A 17188-nucleotide genomic window follows, 5' to 3' on the forward strand; every position below is an offset into this window, starting at 1 on the left:
ACCGTGCCTCCCGCCGACGCGTCCGCCGCATCCGACGCGGCGCCTCCGGAACCGGGCCCCCGGCCCACGAGCCCGGGCGTCCCCATGGGCACCGAGGACACGCTCGACCTGAAGCTCACCGAGGAGCTCCTCGCCCTCATCGCCGAGGACCGGAGCAAGGCGGCAGCGGGACACGGCTCCGAGGGCGGGCTGCTCGGCGACCCGGCCACCTGGCCCGGAGCGACCACCGAGGCCGGGGTGTTCCACCTGGTCCCGGTGGTCCTGGAGCGCGACCTCGCCGTCCTCAGCCGCTGGATGAACGACCCGGCCGTCGCCGCCTTCTGGGAGCTGGCCGGGCCCGAATCCGTCACCGCCGACCATCTGAGGCCGCAGCTCGCAGGGGACGGCCGCTCCGTCCCCTGCCTCGGTGTGCTCGACGGAACACCCATGAGCTACTGGGAGATCTACCGCGCCGACCTCGACCCGCTGGCCCGCCACTACCCCGCCCGCCTCCACGACACCGGCATCCACCTCCTCATCGGAGGCGTGGGCAACCGGGGGAGGGGCGTGGGCACCACGCTGCTGCGCGCCGTCGCCGACCTCGTGCTGGACAACCTGCCGCGCTGCGGCCGGGTCGTCGCCGAGCCGGACCTCCGTAACACCCCGTCCGTATCGGCATTCCTGAGGGCCGGGTTCCGCTTCTCCGCAGAGGTGGACCTCCCCGACAAACGTGCCGCTCTCATGATCCGCGACCGAACGTACCGTGATCACCTGTGAACATCGCGCCGCACCGTCCACACCGCTCGAACCCCATCGGTCCCACCCGGAGGAGTCCCCGTGCCGACATATCCCGCGAGCCATGATGCAGTCGAGCCCCACCCCCTCCTCAGCCCGCCGGAGCTGAACCGGCAGGTCTGGGACCGGGCCGCGGCGCGGCTGCTCGCCAAGATGCTCGGCGAGTTCGCGTACGAGGAGATCATCGAGCCCGAACGCCGGCCCGGCGACGGCCACCTGCACGCCCTCACGCTCGACGACGGCACCGAGCTCCGCTTCTCGGCCCGCCGGGGCGTCTACGGGAGCTGGCGCGTCGACCCCGACTCCATCGAGACGGTCCACCCGCCGGCGAGCCCCCTCTCCAACGGCGCCTCCTCCAGCCACGCCGCCTCCAACGGCACTCCGGACGGTACGGCCCGCCCGTTCCGCGACCCGCTGCGGTTCCTCGCCCGCGCCGGCGGTCTCCTCGGCCTCGACGGCGCCACCCTCGGCCACCTCATCCGCGAACTGACCCTCACGCTCTCCGCCGACGCCCGGCTCGACCACACCGCCCTCACCGCGGCCCAGCTCGCCGAGGCCGACTACGCCGAGTTGGAGGGACACCAGACCGGCCACCCCTGGCTGGTGGCGAGCAAGGGACGGCTCGGCTTCTCCGCAGCCGACGCGGCCCGCTTCACGCCCGAGACCCGCAGCCCTCTCCAGCTGCCGTGGATCGCCGTGAGCACCCGCATCGCGCAGTACCGCGGCGTGGGCCGCCTCACCACCTCCGAGCACCTCTACGCCCAGGAGCTCGACCCCTCCGTACGCGCCTCGTTCGCCGCCGTACTGCAAGCCCGTGGGCTCGACCCGGAGAGCTACCTCTACCTGCCCGTACACCCCTGGCAGTGGGACGAATGGATCGTTCCGCTCTTCGCGCCCGCCATCGCCGACGGCGACATCGTGGCACTGCACACCGACGGCGACGCCCGCCTCCCGCAGCAGTCCGTCCGCACCTTCGCCAACGTGGCCCGCCCCGACCGGCACACGGTGAAGCTGCCGCTCTCCATCCTCAACACCCTGGTCTGGCGCGGCCTGCCCACCGAGCGCACCCTCGCCGCACCGGCCGTCACCGCCTGGGTCCAGGGCCTGTGCGAGGCCGACCCGTTCCTGCGCGACACCTGCCGGGTCATCCTCCTCGGCGAGGTCGCCTCCGTCGCCGTGGAACACCCGCTCTACGACCACCTCCCCGAGGCCCCGTACCAGTACAAGGAGCTCCTCGGCGCGATCTGGCGGGAGCCCCTGCCGCCCCGCCTCGCCCCGGGCGAACGCGCCCGCACGCTCGCCTCCCTCCTCCATACGGATCCGGCGGGCCGCGCGTTCACCGCCGAACTCGTCGAGCGTTCAGGCCTGGCTCCGGCGGCCTGGCTCACCCGCCTCTTCGCCGCCCTGCTGCCGCCGCTCCTGCACTTCCTCTACCGGTACGGCACGGTCTTCTCGCCGCACGGCGAGAACGCCATCGTCGTCTTCGACGAGAACGACGTGCCCGTACGGCTCGCGATCAAGGACTTCGTCGACGACGTCAACATCAGTGCCCACCCGCTGCCGGAGCACGACACCATGCCGGACGAGGTGCGCGCGGTCCTCCTCACCGAGGCGCCGTCCTTCCTGACCCAGTTCATCCACTCCGGCCTCTTCGTCGGCGTCTTCCGCTATCTCTCCCCGCTCTGCGAGGAGCAGCTCGGCGTGAGCGAGGACGAGTTCTGGTCACTCGTCCGGGCGGAGATCGTCCGCCACCACGCCCGCTTCCCGGAGCTCAAGGAGCGGTACGAGCTGTTCGACATGCTCACCCCCGAGATCGAACGGCTCTGTCTCAACCGCAACCGGCTGCACGTGGACGGCTACCGCGACCGCTCCAGCCGCCCGCACGCGGCGATCCACGGCACGGTTCCCAACCCGCTGCACCCCGCTGCCCGGATCCGGGAGTGACCACCGTTGTCAGTGGTGCGCCGTAGGGTGGTCGGGCTATGACGAAGCCATCCCTCCCCGAGCTCCTGCACGCCGCCGTCACCGCCGTCGGCGGTACGGAGCGCCCCGGCCAGGCCGCCATGGCCGAGGCCGTCGCCGAGGCGGTCGACGACCAATCCCACCTGCTCGTCCAGGCGGGCACCGGCACCGGCAAGTCCCTCGGCTATCTGGTGCCCGCGCTGGCGCACGGGGAGCGGGTCGTCGTGGCCACGGCCACCCTCGCCCTCCAGCGCCAGCTGGTCGAGCGGGACCTGCCGCGCACGGTGGAGGCGCTGCACCCGCTGCTGCGCCGCCGCCCGCAGTACGCGATGCTCAAGGGCCGCTCCAACTACCTCTGCCTGCACCGGCTCCACGAAGGGGTCCCGCAGGACGAGGAGGAGGGGCTGTTCGACCAGTTCGAGGCGGCGGCGCCCACCAGCAAGCTCGGCCAGGATCTGCTCCGGCTGCGGGACTGGTCCGACGACACGGAGACCGGCGACCGGGACGACCTCACGCCGGGCGTCTCGGACCGGGCCTGGGCGCAGGTCTCGGTCTCCTCCCGCGAGTGCCTCGGCGCGACGAAGTGCGCGTACGGAGCGGAGTGCTTCGCCGAAGCGGCCCGGGAGCGCGCCAAGCTCGCCGATGTGGTCGTCACCAACCACGCGCTGCTCGCGATCGACGCCATCGAGGGCGCTCCGGTGCTGCCCTCGCACGAGGTGCTGATCGTGGACGAGGCGCACGAGCTGGTCTCCCGGGTGACCGGCGTGGCCACCGGCGAGCTGACTCCGGCCCAGGTCAACCGGGCGGTCCGCCGGGCGGCCAAGCTGGTCAACGAGAAGGCCGCCGACGCGCTCCAGACCGCCGCCGAGGGGTTCGAGCGGGTGATGGAGCTGGCGCTGCCGGGGCGTCTTGAGGAGGTGCCCGAGGACCTCGGGTACGCGCTGATGGCGCTGCGCGACGCGGCTCGTACGGTGATCTCCGCGATCGGTGCCACCCGCGACAAGTCCGTCCAGGACGAGGACGCCGTACGGAAGCAGGCCCTGGCCTCGGTCGAGTCGATCCACGGGGTCGCCGAGCGGATCACCCAGGGCTCGGAGTACGACGTCGTCTGGTACGAGCAGCACGACCGGTTCGGCGCCTCCGTGCGGGTGGCTCCGCTCTCCGTCTCCGGGCTGCTGCGCGAGAAGCTCTTCACCGAGCGCTCGGTGGTCCTGACCTCGGCCACGCTGAAGCTCGGCGGCGACTTCAACGGCGTCGGCGCGTCCCTGGGGCTCGCTCCCGAGGGCATGGCGGGCGACGACATCCCGTCGTGGAAGGGGCTGGACGTCGGCTCTCCGTTCGACTACCCCAAGCAGGGCATCCTCTATGTCGCCCGCCATCTGAACACTCCGGGCCGCGAAGGTTCGCGTACGGACATGCTGGACGAGCTCGCGGAGCTGGTGGAGGCGGCGGGCGGCCGCACGCTGGGGCTGTTCTCCTCCATGCGCGGGGCCAAGGCGGCCGCCGAGGAGCTGCGAGGACGGCTGGACAAGCCGATCCTGCTCCAGGGCGAGGAGACCCTCGGCGAGCTGATCAAGAACTTCGCCGCCGACCCGGAGACCTGCCTCTTCGGCACGCTCTCGCTCTGGCAGGGCGTGGACGTCCCGGGGTCGAGCTGTCAGCTGGTGGTCATGGACCGGATCCCGTTCCCCCGGCCCGACGACCCGCTGATGAGCGCCCGCCAGAAGGCGGTGGAGGAGGCCGGCCACAACGGGTTCATGGCGGTGGCCGCCACGCACTCCGCACTGCTGATGGCCCAGGGCGCGGGCCGCCTCGTCCGGGCCACGGGCGACAAGGGCGTCGTCGCCGTGCTCGACCCACGCCTCGCCAACGCGCGGTACGGCAGCTATCTGCGCGCCTCCATGCCCGACTTCTGGTACACGACGGACCGCAACCAGGCGCGCCGCTCACTCGCCGCGATCGACGCCCTGGCCAAGGCGGACGGCAAGTAGGGAACAAGAAAGCTCCGGGAAAGGGAACAGGAAAGCCCCGGGATCGCCGTAAAGCGTCCCGGGGCCCTCTCGTATCCGCCAGGTCGACCGACCGGTGCTCTTCACACCCGCCGCAGCACCGCCACCACCTTGCCGAGGATCGTCGCCTCGTCACCGGGGATCGGCTGGTACGCGGCGTTGTGCGGCAGCAGCCACACATGGCCGTCCTCGCGGCGGAAGCGCTTGACCGTCGCCTCGCCGTCCAGCATCGCGGCGACGATGTCACCGTTCTCCGCGACGGGCTGGCGGCGCACGGTGACCCAGTCGCCGTCACAGATCGCGGCCTCGATCATCGAGTCACCGACGACCTTCAGGACGAACAGCTCACCGTCACCGACGAGCTGGCGCGGCAGCGGGAAGACGTCCTCGACCGACTCCTCCGCGAGGATCGGCCCACCGGCGGCGATCCGGCCCACCAGCGGGACGTACGACGCGGCGGGCTTCCCCGTGGTGTCGGTCGGCTGGGTGCTCGGCTGGTCCGATCCGCGCACCTCGTAGGCGCGGGGCCGATGCGGGTCCCGCCGGAGGAATCCCTTGCGCTCCAGGGCCATCAGCTGATGGGCGACGGACGACGTGCTGGACAGGCCCACCGCCTGACCGATCTCCCGCATGGACGGCGGGTAACCCCGGCGCTGCACGGAGTCGCGGATGACCTCGATGACCCGCCGCTGCCGGTCCGTGAGTCCTGAGCTGTCCGCCCTGATCCCTGGCGGCCTCCCGGGCAAGGAGCGCCCGGGTCGTGCGGGCTCGGGCCCGTCCGTGTTCGTGACTGAGTCATTCATGGCATGCACCGGCTCAAGTCGGCTCTGGGAGCGGTGGTCCCGGGCGGTGATGGTGGCACTGTCTGCGGTCGTGGTCACGTCGGCCCCTCTCGAATGTTCTCCCTAGCTGGACAACGGTAGTAGCTTTCGAAAGGTTGCGCCAAACACACGTTCGAGTGAAAAACGAATAAAGGGCTGCCGCAATGCTGCCCGCAGGTGTATGAGCACGGGGCGGGCGGTGCGTACGAAGCTCGTACGTGGTGTGTACGAGGCTCGTACGGGGTCCGGCTGCGGCCCCCGGCCAGTCTTTCATCCCGGGCCCCCGCTCCCGGCCCCCGGAGGTTCGCGGACCGCGCGATTCCCGTACCCTCTCCTCTGGCCCTCGCTCCCTCCGGGCATCGCCCGGGGTGCGACACGCGGTAGGGCCGAAATCGCGACTCAACCCTAGATCTAGTGGTTGGATCGTCCCGGCCACCCAGAAGTTGTGGTCCTGGGTTCATTCGGCCCAGGGCCATCGCCTATGCTGGGGACTGCCTCCGAGGAGCCCGCAAGGGCGTGCCGGAGAGGCTATTCCGTTGCGCTGTGAAGGAGGGTTGGGAGCCATGCACTGCCCCTTCTGCAGGCACCCCGACAGCCGGGTCGTCGACAGTCGCACCACCGACGACGGGACGTCGATCCGTCGCCGCCGCCAGTGCCCCGACTGCTCCCGCCGCTTCACCACGGTGGAGACGTGCTCGCTGATGGTGGTCAAGCGCAGCGGCGTGACCGAGCCCTTCAGTCGTACCAAGGTCATCTCCGGCGTCCGCAAGGCATGCCAGGGACGGCCCGTCACGGAGGACGCCCTCGCCAAACTCGGCCAGCGGGTCGAGGAGGCGGTGCGTGCCACCGGCAGCGCCGAGCTGACCACCCACGACGTGGGTCTGGCCATCCTCGGCCCCTTGCAGGAACTCGACCTCGTCGCGTACCTGCGCTTCGCGTCCGTCTACCGGGCGTTCGATTCCTTGGAAGACTTCGAGGCCGCCATCGTGGAATTGCGTGCGCAGCGGCCCTCCGCGGAGGACCCCGGGGGCGGCGAGACCCTTGAGGTCCCCGCACCCGCCATCGCCGCCGACTGAGCGGCACCCGCCCGTCACCGTCCGGACTCACGTCCGCCGACCGGTGACCGGGCGCTTCAGGACCTGTTCCCGTGGCCGAGCGCGGCCCGCGGGACAACGGACACACACTGTGCCTGGGAAGAACTGGGCACTTCAGGGCGTTTTTGCCCACATATGGGAGGCGGCATGACAGAGACGGCGAGCGGCCCGGCACGAGGTTCCCGCACCAAGAGCACCAAGGCGAGCAAGGGTCTGCGTATCGAGCGCATCCACACCACCCCCGGCGTGCATCCGTACGACGAGGTGGCATGGGAGCGCCGTGACGTCGTCATGACCAATTGGCGCGACGGCTCGATCAACTTCGAGCAGCGTGGCGTCGAGTTCCCCGACTTCTGGTCGGTGAACGCGGTCAACATCGTCACCAGCAAGTACTTCCGCGGTGCGGTCGGCACGCCGCAGCGCGAGACCGGTCTCAAGCAGCTGATCGACCGGATCGTGAAGACGTACCGGAAGTCCGGCGAGGAGAACGCCTACTTCGCCTCTCCCGCGGACGCCGAGATCTTCGAGCACGAGCTGGCGTACGCCCTCCTGCACCAGGTCTTCAGCTTCAACTCCCCGGTCTGGTTCAACGTCGGAACGCCTCAGCCGCAGCAGGTCTCCGCCTGCTTCATCCTGGCCGTCGACGACTCCATGGAGTCGATCCTCGACTGGTACAAGGAAGAGGGCATGATCTTCAAGGGCGGCTCCGGCGCCGGCCTGAACCTCTCCCGTATCCGCTCCTCCAAGGAGCTGCTCTCCTCCGGCGGCAACGCCTCCGGCCCGGTCTCCTTCATGCGCGGCGCCGACGCCTCCGCCGGAACCATCAAGTCCGGCGGCGCCACCCGCCGCGCGGCCAAGATGGTCATCCTCGACGTCGACCACCCCGACATCGAGGCCTTCATCGAGACCAAGGTGAAGGAGGAGGAGAAGATCCGCGCCCTGCGTGACGCGGGCTTCGACATGGACCTGGGCGGCGACGACATCACGTCCGTCCAGTACCAGAACGCCAACAACTCGGTCCGCGTGAACGACGAGTTCATGAAGGCCGTCGAGACCGGCTCCAAGTTCGGGCTCCGCGCCCGGATGACCGGCGACGTCATCGAAGAGGTCGAGGCCAAGTCCCTCTTCCGCAAGATGGCCGAGGCGGCCTGGGCCTGCGCCGACCCCGGCATCCAGTACGACGACACCATCAACGCCTGGCACACCTGCCCGGAGTCCGGCCGGATCAACGGCTCGAACCCGTGCAGCGAGTACATGCACCTGGACAACACCTCGTGCAACCTCGCCTCGCTCAACCTGATGAAGTTCCTCAAGGACGACGGCCTGGGCAACCAGTCCTTCGAGTCCGAGCGCTTCTCCCGGGTCGTCGAGCTGGTCATCACCGCGATGGACATCTCGATCTGCTTCGCGGACTTCCCGACGCAGAAGATCGGCGAGAACACCCGCGCCTACCGCCAGCTGGGCATCGGTTACGCCAACCTCGGCGCCCTCCTGATGGCGACCGGCCACGCGTACGACAGCGACGGCGGCCGCGCCCTGGCCGGCGCCATCACCTCGCTGATGACCAGCACCTCGTACAAGCGCTCCGCCGAGCTGGCCGCGGTCGTCGGCCCGTACGACGGCTACGCCCGCAACGCCGAGCCGCACCAGCGCGTCATGAAGCAGCACGCCGACGCCAACGCCAAGGCGATCCACGTCGACGACCTGGACTCGCCGGTCTGGGCCGCCGCGACGGAGGCCTGGCAGGACGTGATCCGGCTCGGAGCGAAGAACGGTTTCCGCAACGCGCAGGCCTCGGTCATCGCGCCCACCGGCACCATCGGTCTCGCGATGTCCTGCGACACCACCGGCCTGGAGCCCGACCTCGCCCTGGTCAAGTTCAAGAAGCTGGTCGGCGGCGGCTCGATGCAGATCGTCAACGGCACGGTCCCGCAGGCCCTGCGCCGCATGGGCTACCAGCCGGAGCAGATCGAGGCGATCGTCGCCCACATCGCCGAGAACGGCAACGTGATCGACGCGCCGGGCCTGAAGACCGAGCACTACGAGGTCTTCGACTGCGCGATGGGCGAGCGCTCCATCTCCGCGATGGGCCACGTCCGGATGATGGCGGCCATCCAGCCGTGGATCTCCGGCGCGCTCTCCAAGACCGTCAACCTGCCCGAGACGGCCACCGTCGAGGACGTCGAAGAGGTCTACTTCGAGGCGTGGAAGCTGGGCGTCAAGGCGCTCGCGATCTACCGCGACAACTGCAAGGTCGGCCAGCCCCTCTCCGCCAAGACCAAGGAGAAGGAGAAGGAAGAGGTCACCGCGAAGGCCGAGGAGACCATCCGTACGGCGGTCGAGAAGGTCGTCGAGTACCGCCCGGTCCGCAAGCGCCTCCCCAAGGGCCGTCCCGGCATCACCACCTCCTTCACGGTGGGCGGCGCCGAGGGCTACATGACCGCCAACTCCTACCCGGACGACGGTCTCGGTGAGGTCTTCCTGAAGATGTCCAAGCAGGGCTCGACCCTCGCGGGCATGATGGACGCCTTCTCGATCGCCGTCTCGGTGGGCCTGCAGTACGGCGTCCCGCTGGAGACGTACGTCTCGAAGTTCACGAACATGCGCTTCGAGCCGGCCGGTATGACGGACGACCCGGACGTGCGGATGGCGCAGTCGATCGTCGACTACATCTTCCGCCGCCTGGCGCTCGACTTCCTGCCCTTCGAGACCCGCTCCGCCCTCGGCATCCACTCCGCCGAGGAGCGTCAGCGCCACCTCGACACCGGTTCGTACGAGGCGTCCTTCGAGGCGGACGGCGTGGACTCCGAGAGCCTCGCCCAGTCGGCCCCGGTGCAGCCCGAGCTGAAGGCGGTGGCGGCTCCCCGCGAGTCCGCCGAGAAGCCGGCTCCGGCGACGGCGCACACCTCGGCCGAGCTGGTCGAGATGCAGCTCGGCATCAGCGCGGACGCCCCGCTCTGCTTCTCCTGCGGTACGAAGATGCAGCGCGCCGGCTCCTGCTACATCTGCGAGGGCTGCGGCTCGACCAGCGGCTGCAGCTGACATCCGGCTGAGCGGTAGCTGACAGAAGGGGACCGGCCCGAGGCCGGTCCCCTTCGTCACGCCCCCACGCGGTTCGTCACGCCCTCACGCGGGGTTGGCCGGAACTCGCCGATGCGGTTCAGGCTCCGGCGTCGCGGTTCCCCATCACCGCGGCGAACGCGTCGGGATCGGAGTCGAAGCCGCGTACGTCCGGGCGGAACACCCACGGTCCCGAACCGGTACGGGAGAACTCCGCGACGACCGCCGCCGTGGACGGGGCGACGCCCGTGAAGTCGTCCTCCAGCAGATTCGTGTAGCCCTCCCGGATCTGCACCGCGGTGGAGCCGACCTCGCCGAAGGTCCTGCGGCCCTCGCGCTGCTGGATGGCGACGCCGACGACCACCCGCCCGTACCGGTCCGCCAGCCGGTCCAGCTCGATCGTCATGACCTCGTCGAAGCCGAACCCCTGGCCGGTCCTGCTGTCCCGGTTCAGCGTGATGGTGCCGTCCGGCGAGCGGCTGTCGAAGTGCACCAGGTACGCGGGGCTGCCGTACGGCGCGTCCGCCGGATAGGTCGCCGCGATGATGTCCAGGTCGACGTCCGGTTCACCGTGCGGGCTGGGATCCCATTTGATCCGTACTTCGACCTTCTCGATGTCCTTGTTGGGAGTGCTCACCGGACTTCCCCTCCTGGCCGACGGTCCCTGGACCGTTCTCATCATCCGATTCACCCGATCATGTACGGAACGGGCCGCGCCGCCAACTGCCCCTGTGGCGGACGACGGAATCGGGCCATGCGCCGGGGGACGGGCCGTGCGGGCGACCGTGACCCCGGCCACGTTCCGCCCCGTACGATGGCGCGGTGCTGGTGAAGTGGATTCGCTGTTCCGTGGTGGACCGTCATGGTTTCGAGCGGGGACAGCGGAAGTGGGCGGGGCTGCTCGGCGAGCCGGGGTTCAGAGGGCAGAGCGGCGGGTGGAGCCGAACGCGCCCCGATGTCGCCCATGTCTTCGCGTTCTGGGAGAACCGCGTCTTCTACGACTCGTTCATGGCCCGCGGACACGACGGCCCGGCGACCGGGCAGGCGGGCACCTTCCGTGACATGCAGGTCATGCTCTTCGAGCGCCGCTTCGATGTGAAGACCGGTTTCGAGCCCCATTTCGCGGAGGCGGACGTCGTCCGGGTCGCGCACAGCAGCGTCCATGAGGACCGGGCCGAGCACTTCGTGCTGATGCAGAAGCAGGTGTGGAACCCGGCGATGGCCGGTTCCCCCGGCATGGTGCGCGGGGTCTTCGGGGAGGCGCCCGGCAACGAGTTCCTCGTGCTCTCCATGTGGAAGTCGAGCGCCGAGCGCGGCAAGTACCGCGCCGACGGCGCACAGCGCCTGGCAGCCCGCGCGCAGACCGAGACGGACGTGGCCGCGCTGACGGGGGACGTTGTGGAGCTGGAACCGTCCTGGACGGTCTGACGGCGCTCTTCATGGGTCACGCGTGATCCACAGGATCACGTGTGATCTTTGGGGTCGCGCGTCATCTCCAGGGTCGCGCCTGATGCCTACAGGGCACGCGTAATCGCCGCACACCCCCTAGGGTCGGTGCATGGCACGACCGCAGCGCATAGTCCTCGTCCGGCACGGCGAGTCCGAGGGCAACGCCGACGACACGGTGTACGAGCGGGAGCCCGACCACGGGCTCCGGCTCACCGCGACGGGCCTGCGGCAGGCCGAGGAGACCGGGGCGCGGCTGCGCGAGCAGTTCGGCGACGAGCGGGTGAGCGTCTACATCTCGCCCTACCGGCGCACCCACGAGACCTTCCGCGCCTTCGGCCTCGACCCCGCACGGGTCCGGGTCCGCGAGGAGCCCCGGCTGCGGGAGCAGGACTGGGGCAACTGGCAGGACCGCGACGACGTACGGCTCCAGAAGGCCTACCGGGACGCCTACGGGCACTTCTTCTACCGCTTCGCCCAGGGCGAGTCCGGCGCCGACGTCTACGACCGCGTCGGCGCCTTCCTGGAGAGCCTGCACCGCAGCTTCGAGGAGCCGGACCACCCCGAGAACGTCCTGCTCATCACGCACGGCCTGACCATGCGGCTGTTCTGCATGCGCTGGTTCCACTGGTCGGTCGCCGAGTTCGAATCGCTCTCCAACCCGGGCAACGGCGAGGCGCGGACCCTGCTTCTCGGCGAGAACGGCCGTTACACCCTCGACCGGCCCTTCCAGCACTGGCGCACCCCGGAACCGTACGGCCGTACCGGATAGAGTGGCTGTGCGATGACCGTTGATTCTGCTTCCGAGCGGCGCTTCGAACGCGCCCTGGCCAGCCTGCGTGGCCTGTCCGTGGGAGACGCCCTGGGCTCCCAGTTCTTCGTCCCGGTCAACTACCCGCTGCTCAAACAGCGCCGCCTGCCGCCCGGCCCCTGGCAGTGGACCGACGACACCGAGATGGCCGCCTCGGTCGTGGCCGTGCTCGCCGCCCACGGCCGTATCGACCAGGACGCGCTCGCGCACTCCTTCGCCGAGCACCACGACTTCGACCGCGGCTACGGACCGGCCGTGAACCGGCTGCTCCGGCTCGTACGGGAGGGTGGCGACTGGCGCGAGCTGGCCTCGGCGCTCTTCAAGGGGCAGGGGTCGTGGGGCAACGGTTCGGCCATGCGGATCGCGCCGCTCGGCGCCTGGTACGCGGACGACCCGGAGCAGGCCACCCACCAGGCCGAGATCTCCTCGTACACCACGCACCAGCACCGTGAGGCCGTCGTCGGCGCGATGGCCGTCGCGGCCGCCGCCTCGCTCGCCGCGGCCCCGGACGGTCCGCCGACGCCCGAGGCGCTGCTCGACGGCGTCATCGCGCTCGTGCCCCGCAGCGCGGTCGGCGCCGGGCTGCGCAGGGCCCGCGACATGCTCGACTACCAGGACGCCGGTACGGTCGCCGCGGTCCTCGGCAACGGCCGCCGGACCAGCGCCCACGACACCGTGCCGTTCGCCCTCTGGTCGGCGGCCAGGAGCCTCGGCGACTTCGAGACGGCCTTCTGGCTGACGGCCCAGGCGGGCGGCGACGTCGACACGACCTGCGCCATCGTCGGCGGAGTGGTCGCCGCCGGTCCGGCCGGGGCGCCGCCGGCCGACTGGCTGGCGCAGACGGAGGAGCCGCCCGGCTGGCTGCTCCCGGCGCACCACTGACCGTACGGATCCGGTGGCAGGCCGACCGTCTGTCACGGTCCTGCCACAGCCCTCACTCTGAGTGTTCGCGAACACCGGTTCGGGATTAACCTTTCGCCACGCCGCCCCTGGCCGATCTTCGCCGGTCGGCCTCCATGGGCGCGCGCCGAATGAGATGCCGGGCCGACGCGCCGCCTACGGGCGTGAGCGGGTGCCGGTGGGGGAGGGGTCCCATGTCCGAACAACCGTCAGAGGCGAGCGGGGTGCCCGCGTCGTCCGAGGCGTCAGGCTCGGCGGCCGACGGCTCGCCAGCTTCGCAGGCGCCGACTCCGCAGGCAGTGGCTCCGGAGCGGACACCTGCGGATGCGAAGCCTACGGAACCGACGCCTGCGAAGCAGGCGTCACCGGCGGCCACCGAGCCCCCCGCCACGCCCGCCTACCTCCACGCCCAACGGCAGCCGGCCCGAGGCGCGCAGCAGACCTGGCAGCCCGGTCAGCCCTGGCGGCCGCCCGTCAAGGGCCCCGGCGCGACGGCCAAGCTCCGTCCGGCCGCGCCGCCGCTGGTCCGGCCCGCCGTGCTCTGGGCGGCCCTGGCCACTGCCGTACTCAGCGCGCTCCTCCTCGGCGACGGCCTCGGCGTGAACCTCCTGATCGTCGCCGTGCCCGCCGCCCTGGCCGCCGCTTTCGCCGCACGGGCCGCCGGCCGCCGGCTGCGTCCGTGGACCGCCACCTGGGCCGTCGGCGGCCTCGCGCTGCTCGTCGTGCCCGCGCTCCGGGACGCGGGCTGGCCGACCTTCCTGGCGGTCGTGTCGGCCTTCGCCCTGGGCTCGCTCGCACTGCACGGCAGCCGGACGTGGCTCGGCGTGCTGCTCGGCTCCGTGGGCACCCTGGACTCGGTCGTGCCGGGTGCCCGGTGGGGCTGGCGCGGGGTGCGGGAGCGGGCCGACGGCTCGCGGGGGCGCTGGGGCACCGCCGTACGCACCACGGCCGTGGCCCTCGGACTCCTCGTGGTGTTCGGGACGCTCTTCGCCAGCGCCGACGCCGCCTTCGCCGACCTGCTGGGCCGGCTCACCCCTGATGTGTCGATCGTCGACGGCCCGTTGCGGACGTTCCTCTTCCTCGTGGGGCTCCTGGGCGCACTGGCCGCCGCTCGGACCGCCGCCGCTCCCGTGCGGTGGGACGGTCTCACCGTCAAGCCGGGCAAGCCCCGGGGACGTACGGAATGGGCTCTTCCGCTCATCGTCCTCAACCTGCTCTTCGCCGCGTTCATCACCCTGCAGCTCGTCGTCCTCCTCGGCGGCTACGACAAGGTGCGGGAGCAGACCGGCCTCGACCACGCCGAGTACGCCCGCCAGGGCTTCTGGCAGCTGCTCTGGGCCACCCTGCTCACCCTCCTCGTGATCGCCCTGGCCCTGCGCTGGGCGCCGCGCGGAGCCAGCCGGGACCGGACGCTGGTCCGCGCCGTCCTCGGCACCCTCTGCGTGCTCACCCTGGTCGTCGTCGCCTCGGCCCTGCGCCGCATGGACCTGTACGTCGACGAGTACGGGCTGACCCGGCTGCGGATCTCCGTGGCGGCGATGGAACTCTGGCTCGGCGCCGTGTTCGTCCTGATCCTGGCCGCCGGTTTCTTCGGCGCCAGGTTCCTGCCGCGAGCGATCGCGGTCAGCGCCGGAGCCGCCGTCCTCGCCTTCGGGCTGATCTCCCCGGACGCGGTGGTCGCCGAACAGAACGTCCAGCGCTTCCAGGACGACCGCACCTCGATCGACATCGACTACCTCAAGGACCTCTCCGCCGACGCCGTACCCGCTCTCGACGAACTGCCGGAACCGCAGCGCTCCTGCGCGCTCCGGGTCATCCAGCGCGAGCTGCACACCTCCGACTCCCCTTGGTACGCCACCAGCTGGGGCGAGGCGCGGGCGCGGGAGATCCTCCGCGAGCGTCCCGCCGCCAACGAGCGCGACACCTGCTACGGGCTGGGCACGGACGGCGTACGGGAGGGCGAGCGGGGCGGCTACGAGCAGGACCACGACGACTACGACCCCTACTGATCCCCTCCCGGACCGGTACTGATCGCGCCCCGGGCCGGTACCGATCCCGCCTTGGACCGGGGCCCGGCGGCCGAATCTCGGTGTGCGCGGTGCCCCGGGGTGTTGCTGCCCTCGCTCTCGGCGTACGCTGGCTGGCGCCATGCCGTACGAACCACCCACGCACACCGTCGAGCGCTCGCTCCGCGCTACCACCGGCGCCAGGACCGTTGCCGGTGTCGACGAGGTCGGACGCGGGGCGTGGGCCGGACCCGTCACCGTGTGTGCCGCGGTCACCGGCCTGCGCCGACCGCCCGAAGGCCTCACCGATTCCAAGCTGTTGACGCCCCGGCGGCGTGCCGAGCTCGCGCCCGTCCTGGAGAGCTGGGTCACCGCCCACGCCCTGGGCCACGCCTCTCCCGAGGAGATCGACGACCTCGGCATGACCGCCGCCCTCCGGCTCGCCGCCGTACGCGCCCTGGAAGGCCTGCCGGTCCTGCCGGACGCGGTGATACTCGACGGCAAGCACGACTACCTGGGCGCCCCCTGGAAGGTCCGTACGGTCATCAAGGGCGACCAGTCCTGCATCGCGGTGGCGGCCGCCTCGGTCATCGCCAAGGTGCACCGTGACCGGATGATGGCCGAACTGGGCGGCGGGTCCGAGGAGTACACGGACTTCGCCTTCGGCGCCAACGCGGGATATCCCTCGCCGGTGCACCGGGCCGCACTGGAGGAGCGGGGGCCCACGCGCCATCACCGCCTCTCCTGGGCGTATCTTGACGCGTTGCCCCGGTGGCAGCACCTGAAGAAGGTCCGTTTTTCCGCCGAGGCGGCCGCACTCGAAAGCGGGGGCCAGCTCGGCTTCGAATTCTGACCGCGCGCAGGCGCCCACCAGCGATGCCGACCGATGAGGTCGGCCCACGACAGACCACCTTCCTGCCTCTCTTCCTCCAGGAGCCTCAGATTCACGAGAGTGCCCAGGGTCCCCGCGTCACCCCGGCCGCCGGCCGAACCGCGCCGACCCCCCGTCCCGTACCAGGTCCGCGTTCCGCGGCCACGCCGCGTCCCGGCCGTCCGGGCCCCGGCCCCGCGCGCCCCACGCCTCCGGCACAGCGCGCACACCCCGCACCCGTACCCGCGCCCGCAGCGCCCCAGGGCGTTCCGAGCCGACCGGAGCATCGTTCCGGGCCGCAGCTCCAGCTGATCCCGGCCCCGGCCGGCGGAGCCCTCGACGCGGCCGAGGAAGCGGTCGACCTGCTGCTGGAGTCCGGCCGCGCGCCGGGCGACATCCTGGTCCTCACCACCGGCGAGCAGCACCCGTGGGCCGCCCACGAGCTGTCCTTCGGCGAGGCCTCCTACTGGGGCCAGCAGGACGCGGGCGACGACGTCTTCTTCGCGGACGCCTCCGCGGTCGACCGGGCCAAGCCCCGGCCCGTGGTTGTCGTGGCGGTCAACGGGGACGCCGGTGACACCGTCACCCGCGCGCTGCCCGTCGCCCGTGACCGCGCCACCGCGCTGCTGATCGTCTGCGGAGACCCGCAGACGATCAACGCCGCACTCGGCGCCGGCGTCTGAACCGCCGCACCCGTTCGAACCGAGGAGCCCCGGCCGCCCGCGACGGCGGCCGGGGCTCAGCGCTTGAAGTGCTCTCCGCTCACCGGGCGGCCGAGCGGCGCAGCGCCTCGGCCGAGCCGCCACCGGTCCGCGTCAGCGCGGGCTGCTGCTCGGCCACGAGGTCGGCCAGCGGGGCCGGCTCCGACAGCGAGCTGGGCCGCCGTCCGCCCCGACCTTCGCCGAGCACCTGCCAGCCGCCGCCGGTCAGCGTGATGTAGGCACCGCACCGCAGCCCGTGCAACGTGCAGGCGTCCCGCAGCCCCCACATCCACGCGCCGTCCTCCTCGGTCCACCGCTCGTCGCCGTCACGGCAGTAGAGAAGTACGGCCGTACGCACCGGAGTACGGCGGCGCAGATCGTGCGGGATGACCCGCCGCAGCTGCGCGAGCAGAGCGTTGCGGAAGTCCCAGCCGTCCGCCGCCGCACTGTCCCGGCGCGTGAACGAGGCGCTCGCCGTGAGCCGTTCCTCGTGATCGAGGACCGCGACCACGGCGGTGGCCGGCGTCGGCCGGTGGCGGGAGTGCAGCCCGCTGACGACCTCGCGCGGATTGCTCAGCAGCGGGATGCCCGCCGAGGCCCACTCGGCGGGTTCGAGCAGCCGGGCAAGGCGGTTGACGGAGTCCGCTCCACCCGGTGGGGTCGAGAACGCCGATATCGAAGTGGCTGAGGACGGGGCGAATCCGAAGGTCATGGTCCTCCCTTCGCTACGCGC

Annotated in this window: 14 protein-coding genes; 11 read left to right on the forward strand and 3 right to left on the reverse strand. The window is 71.3% G+C overall.

From position 1 onward, the window contains the following. Positions 1-3 precede the first annotated feature (3 nt). The 3 genes from ACQP09_RS28025 to ACQP09_RS28035 are packed head-to-tail and all read left to right on the forward strand — an operon-like array spanning position 4 to position 4727. The gene (locus tag ACQP09_RS28025; protein WP_433404477.1) at positions 4-756 is read left to right on the forward strand and encodes a GNAT family N-acetyltransferase; all 753 of its coding nucleotides are present in this window, start codon (positions 4-6) and stop codon (positions 754-756) included. A 60-nt stretch (positions 757-816) separates the two neighbouring features. Continuing rightward, positions 817-2718 carry an IucA/IucC family protein gene (locus ACQP09_RS28030; RefSeq protein WP_433404478.1) on the forward strand — a complete coding sequence of 634 codons (1902 nt, stop codon included), beginning with the start codon at positions 817-819 and terminating at the stop codon, positions 2716-2718. A 38-nt stretch (positions 2719-2756) separates the two neighbouring features. Beyond that, positions 2757-4727, forward strand: a complete 1971-nt coding sequence (locus ACQP09_RS28035) for an ATP-dependent DNA helicase (RefSeq protein WP_433404481.1) — start codon at positions 2757-2759, stop codon at positions 4725-4727. 101 nt (positions 4728-4828) lie between these two features. On the opposite strand, the gene lexA is transcribed toward ACQP09_RS28035, so the two are convergent. Further along, entirely contained in the window at positions 4829-5626 is a 798-nt protein-coding gene (lexA, locus tag ACQP09_RS28040) for a transcriptional repressor LexA (RefSeq protein ID WP_026242273.1), read from the reverse strand. 503 nt (positions 5627-6129) lie between these two features. Here lexA and nrdR point away from each other — a divergent pair. Continuing rightward, the gene (gene nrdR, locus ACQP09_RS28045) at positions 6130-6642 is read left to right on the forward strand and encodes a transcriptional regulator NrdR (protein WP_433404485.1); all 513 of its coding nucleotides are present in this window, start codon (positions 6130-6132) and stop codon (positions 6640-6642) included. A gap of 165 nt (positions 6643-6807) precedes the next feature. Beyond that, positions 6808-9702, forward strand: coding sequence for a vitamin B12-dependent ribonucleotide reductase (locus ACQP09_RS28050; protein WP_433404488.1), 2895 nt, complete (start codon positions 6808-6810; stop codon positions 9700-9702). Between the two features lie 118 nt (positions 9703-9820). Here the strand turns inward: ACQP09_RS28050 and ACQP09_RS28055 are convergent, their stop codons facing one another. Beyond that, a complete protein-coding gene (locus ACQP09_RS28055; RefSeq protein WP_433404490.1) occupies positions 9821-10357 on the reverse strand; it encodes a TerD family protein in 537 nt (178 codons plus the stop codon). 185 nt (positions 10358-10542) lie between these two features. Between ACQP09_RS28055 and ACQP09_RS28060 the strand changes: the two genes are divergently transcribed. From ACQP09_RS28060 to ACQP09_RS28085, 6 genes are all read left to right on the forward strand, one after another. Beyond that, positions 10543-11148, forward strand: a complete 606-nt coding sequence (locus ACQP09_RS28060) for a YdbC family protein (protein ID WP_433404491.1) — start codon at positions 10543-10545, stop codon at positions 11146-11148. Positions 11149-11278: 130 nt separating this feature from the next. After that, positions 11279-11938, forward strand: a complete 660-nt coding sequence (locus ACQP09_RS28065; protein ID WP_433404494.1) for a histidine phosphatase family protein — start codon at positions 11279-11281, stop codon at positions 11936-11938. 12 nt (positions 11939-11950) lie between these two features. Then, a complete protein-coding gene (locus tag ACQP09_RS28070; protein WP_432151694.1) occupies positions 11951-12859 on the forward strand; it encodes an ADP-ribosylglycohydrolase family protein in 909 nt (302 codons plus the stop codon). A 212-nt stretch (positions 12860-13071) separates the two neighbouring features. Continuing rightward, a complete protein-coding gene (locus tag ACQP09_RS28075; RefSeq protein WP_433404497.1) occupies positions 13072-14886 on the forward strand; it encodes a DUF4153 domain-containing protein in 1815 nt (604 codons plus the stop codon). 139 nt (positions 14887-15025) lie between these two features. After that, the gene (locus ACQP09_RS28080; RefSeq protein ID WP_433404498.1) at positions 15026-15736 is read left to right on the forward strand and encodes a ribonuclease HII; all 711 of its coding nucleotides are present in this window, start codon (positions 15026-15028) and stop codon (positions 15734-15736) included. A 62-nt stretch (positions 15737-15798) separates the two neighbouring features. Beyond that, positions 15799-16437, forward strand: coding sequence for a hypothetical protein (locus ACQP09_RS28085; RefSeq protein WP_433406788.1), 639 nt, complete (start codon positions 15799-15801; stop codon positions 16435-16437). A 79-nt stretch (positions 16438-16516) separates the two neighbouring features. On the opposite strand, the gene ACQP09_RS28090 is transcribed toward ACQP09_RS28085, so the two are convergent. Further along, on the reverse strand, positions 16517-17167 hold the full coding sequence (locus ACQP09_RS28090) for a hypothetical protein (RefSeq protein ID WP_433404501.1): 651 nt from the start codon (positions 17165-17167) through the stop codon (positions 16517-16519). Positions 17168-17188 lie beyond the last annotated feature (21 nt).

Origin of the sequence: Streptomyces sp. CA-146814 (assembly GCF_050942385.1) — a bacterium.
In the GTDB taxonomy this organism is placed as follows: Bacteria; Actinomycetota; Actinomycetes; order Streptomycetales; family Streptomycetaceae; genus Streptomyces.

What these genes read in the sequence shown, in the direction of transcription:
- ACQP09_RS28050 (WP_433404488.1), top strand. Translation starts at nt 6,808, where the DNA reads ATGACAGAGACGGCGAGCGGCCCGGCACGAGGTTCCCGCACCAAGAGC.
- ACQP09_RS28090 (WP_433404501.1), bottom strand. Translation starts at nt 17,167, where the DNA reads ATGACCTTCGGATTCGCCCCGTCCTCAGCCACTTCGATATCGGCGTTC.
- ACQP09_RS28075 (WP_433404497.1), top strand. Translation starts at nt 13,072, where the DNA reads ATGTCCGAACAACCGTCAGAGGCGAGCGGGGTGCCCGCGTCGTCCGAG.
- ACQP09_RS28070 (WP_432151694.1), top strand. Translation starts at nt 11,951, where the DNA reads ATGACCGTTGATTCTGCTTCCGAGCGGCGCTTCGAACGCGCCCTGGCC.
- ACQP09_RS28065 (WP_433404494.1), top strand. Translation starts at nt 11,279, where the DNA reads ATGGCACGACCGCAGCGCATAGTCCTCGTCCGGCACGGCGAGTCCGAG.
- ACQP09_RS28035 (WP_433404481.1), top strand. Translation starts at nt 2,757, where the DNA reads ATGACGAAGCCATCCCTCCCCGAGCTCCTGCACGCCGCCGTCACCGCC.
- ACQP09_RS28080 (WP_433404498.1), top strand. Translation starts at nt 15,026, where the DNA reads ATGCCGTACGAACCACCCACGCACACCGTCGAGCGCTCGCTCCGCGCT.
- nrdR (WP_433404485.1), top strand. Translation starts at nt 6,130, where the DNA reads ATGCACTGCCCCTTCTGCAGGCACCCCGACAGCCGGGTCGTCGACAGT.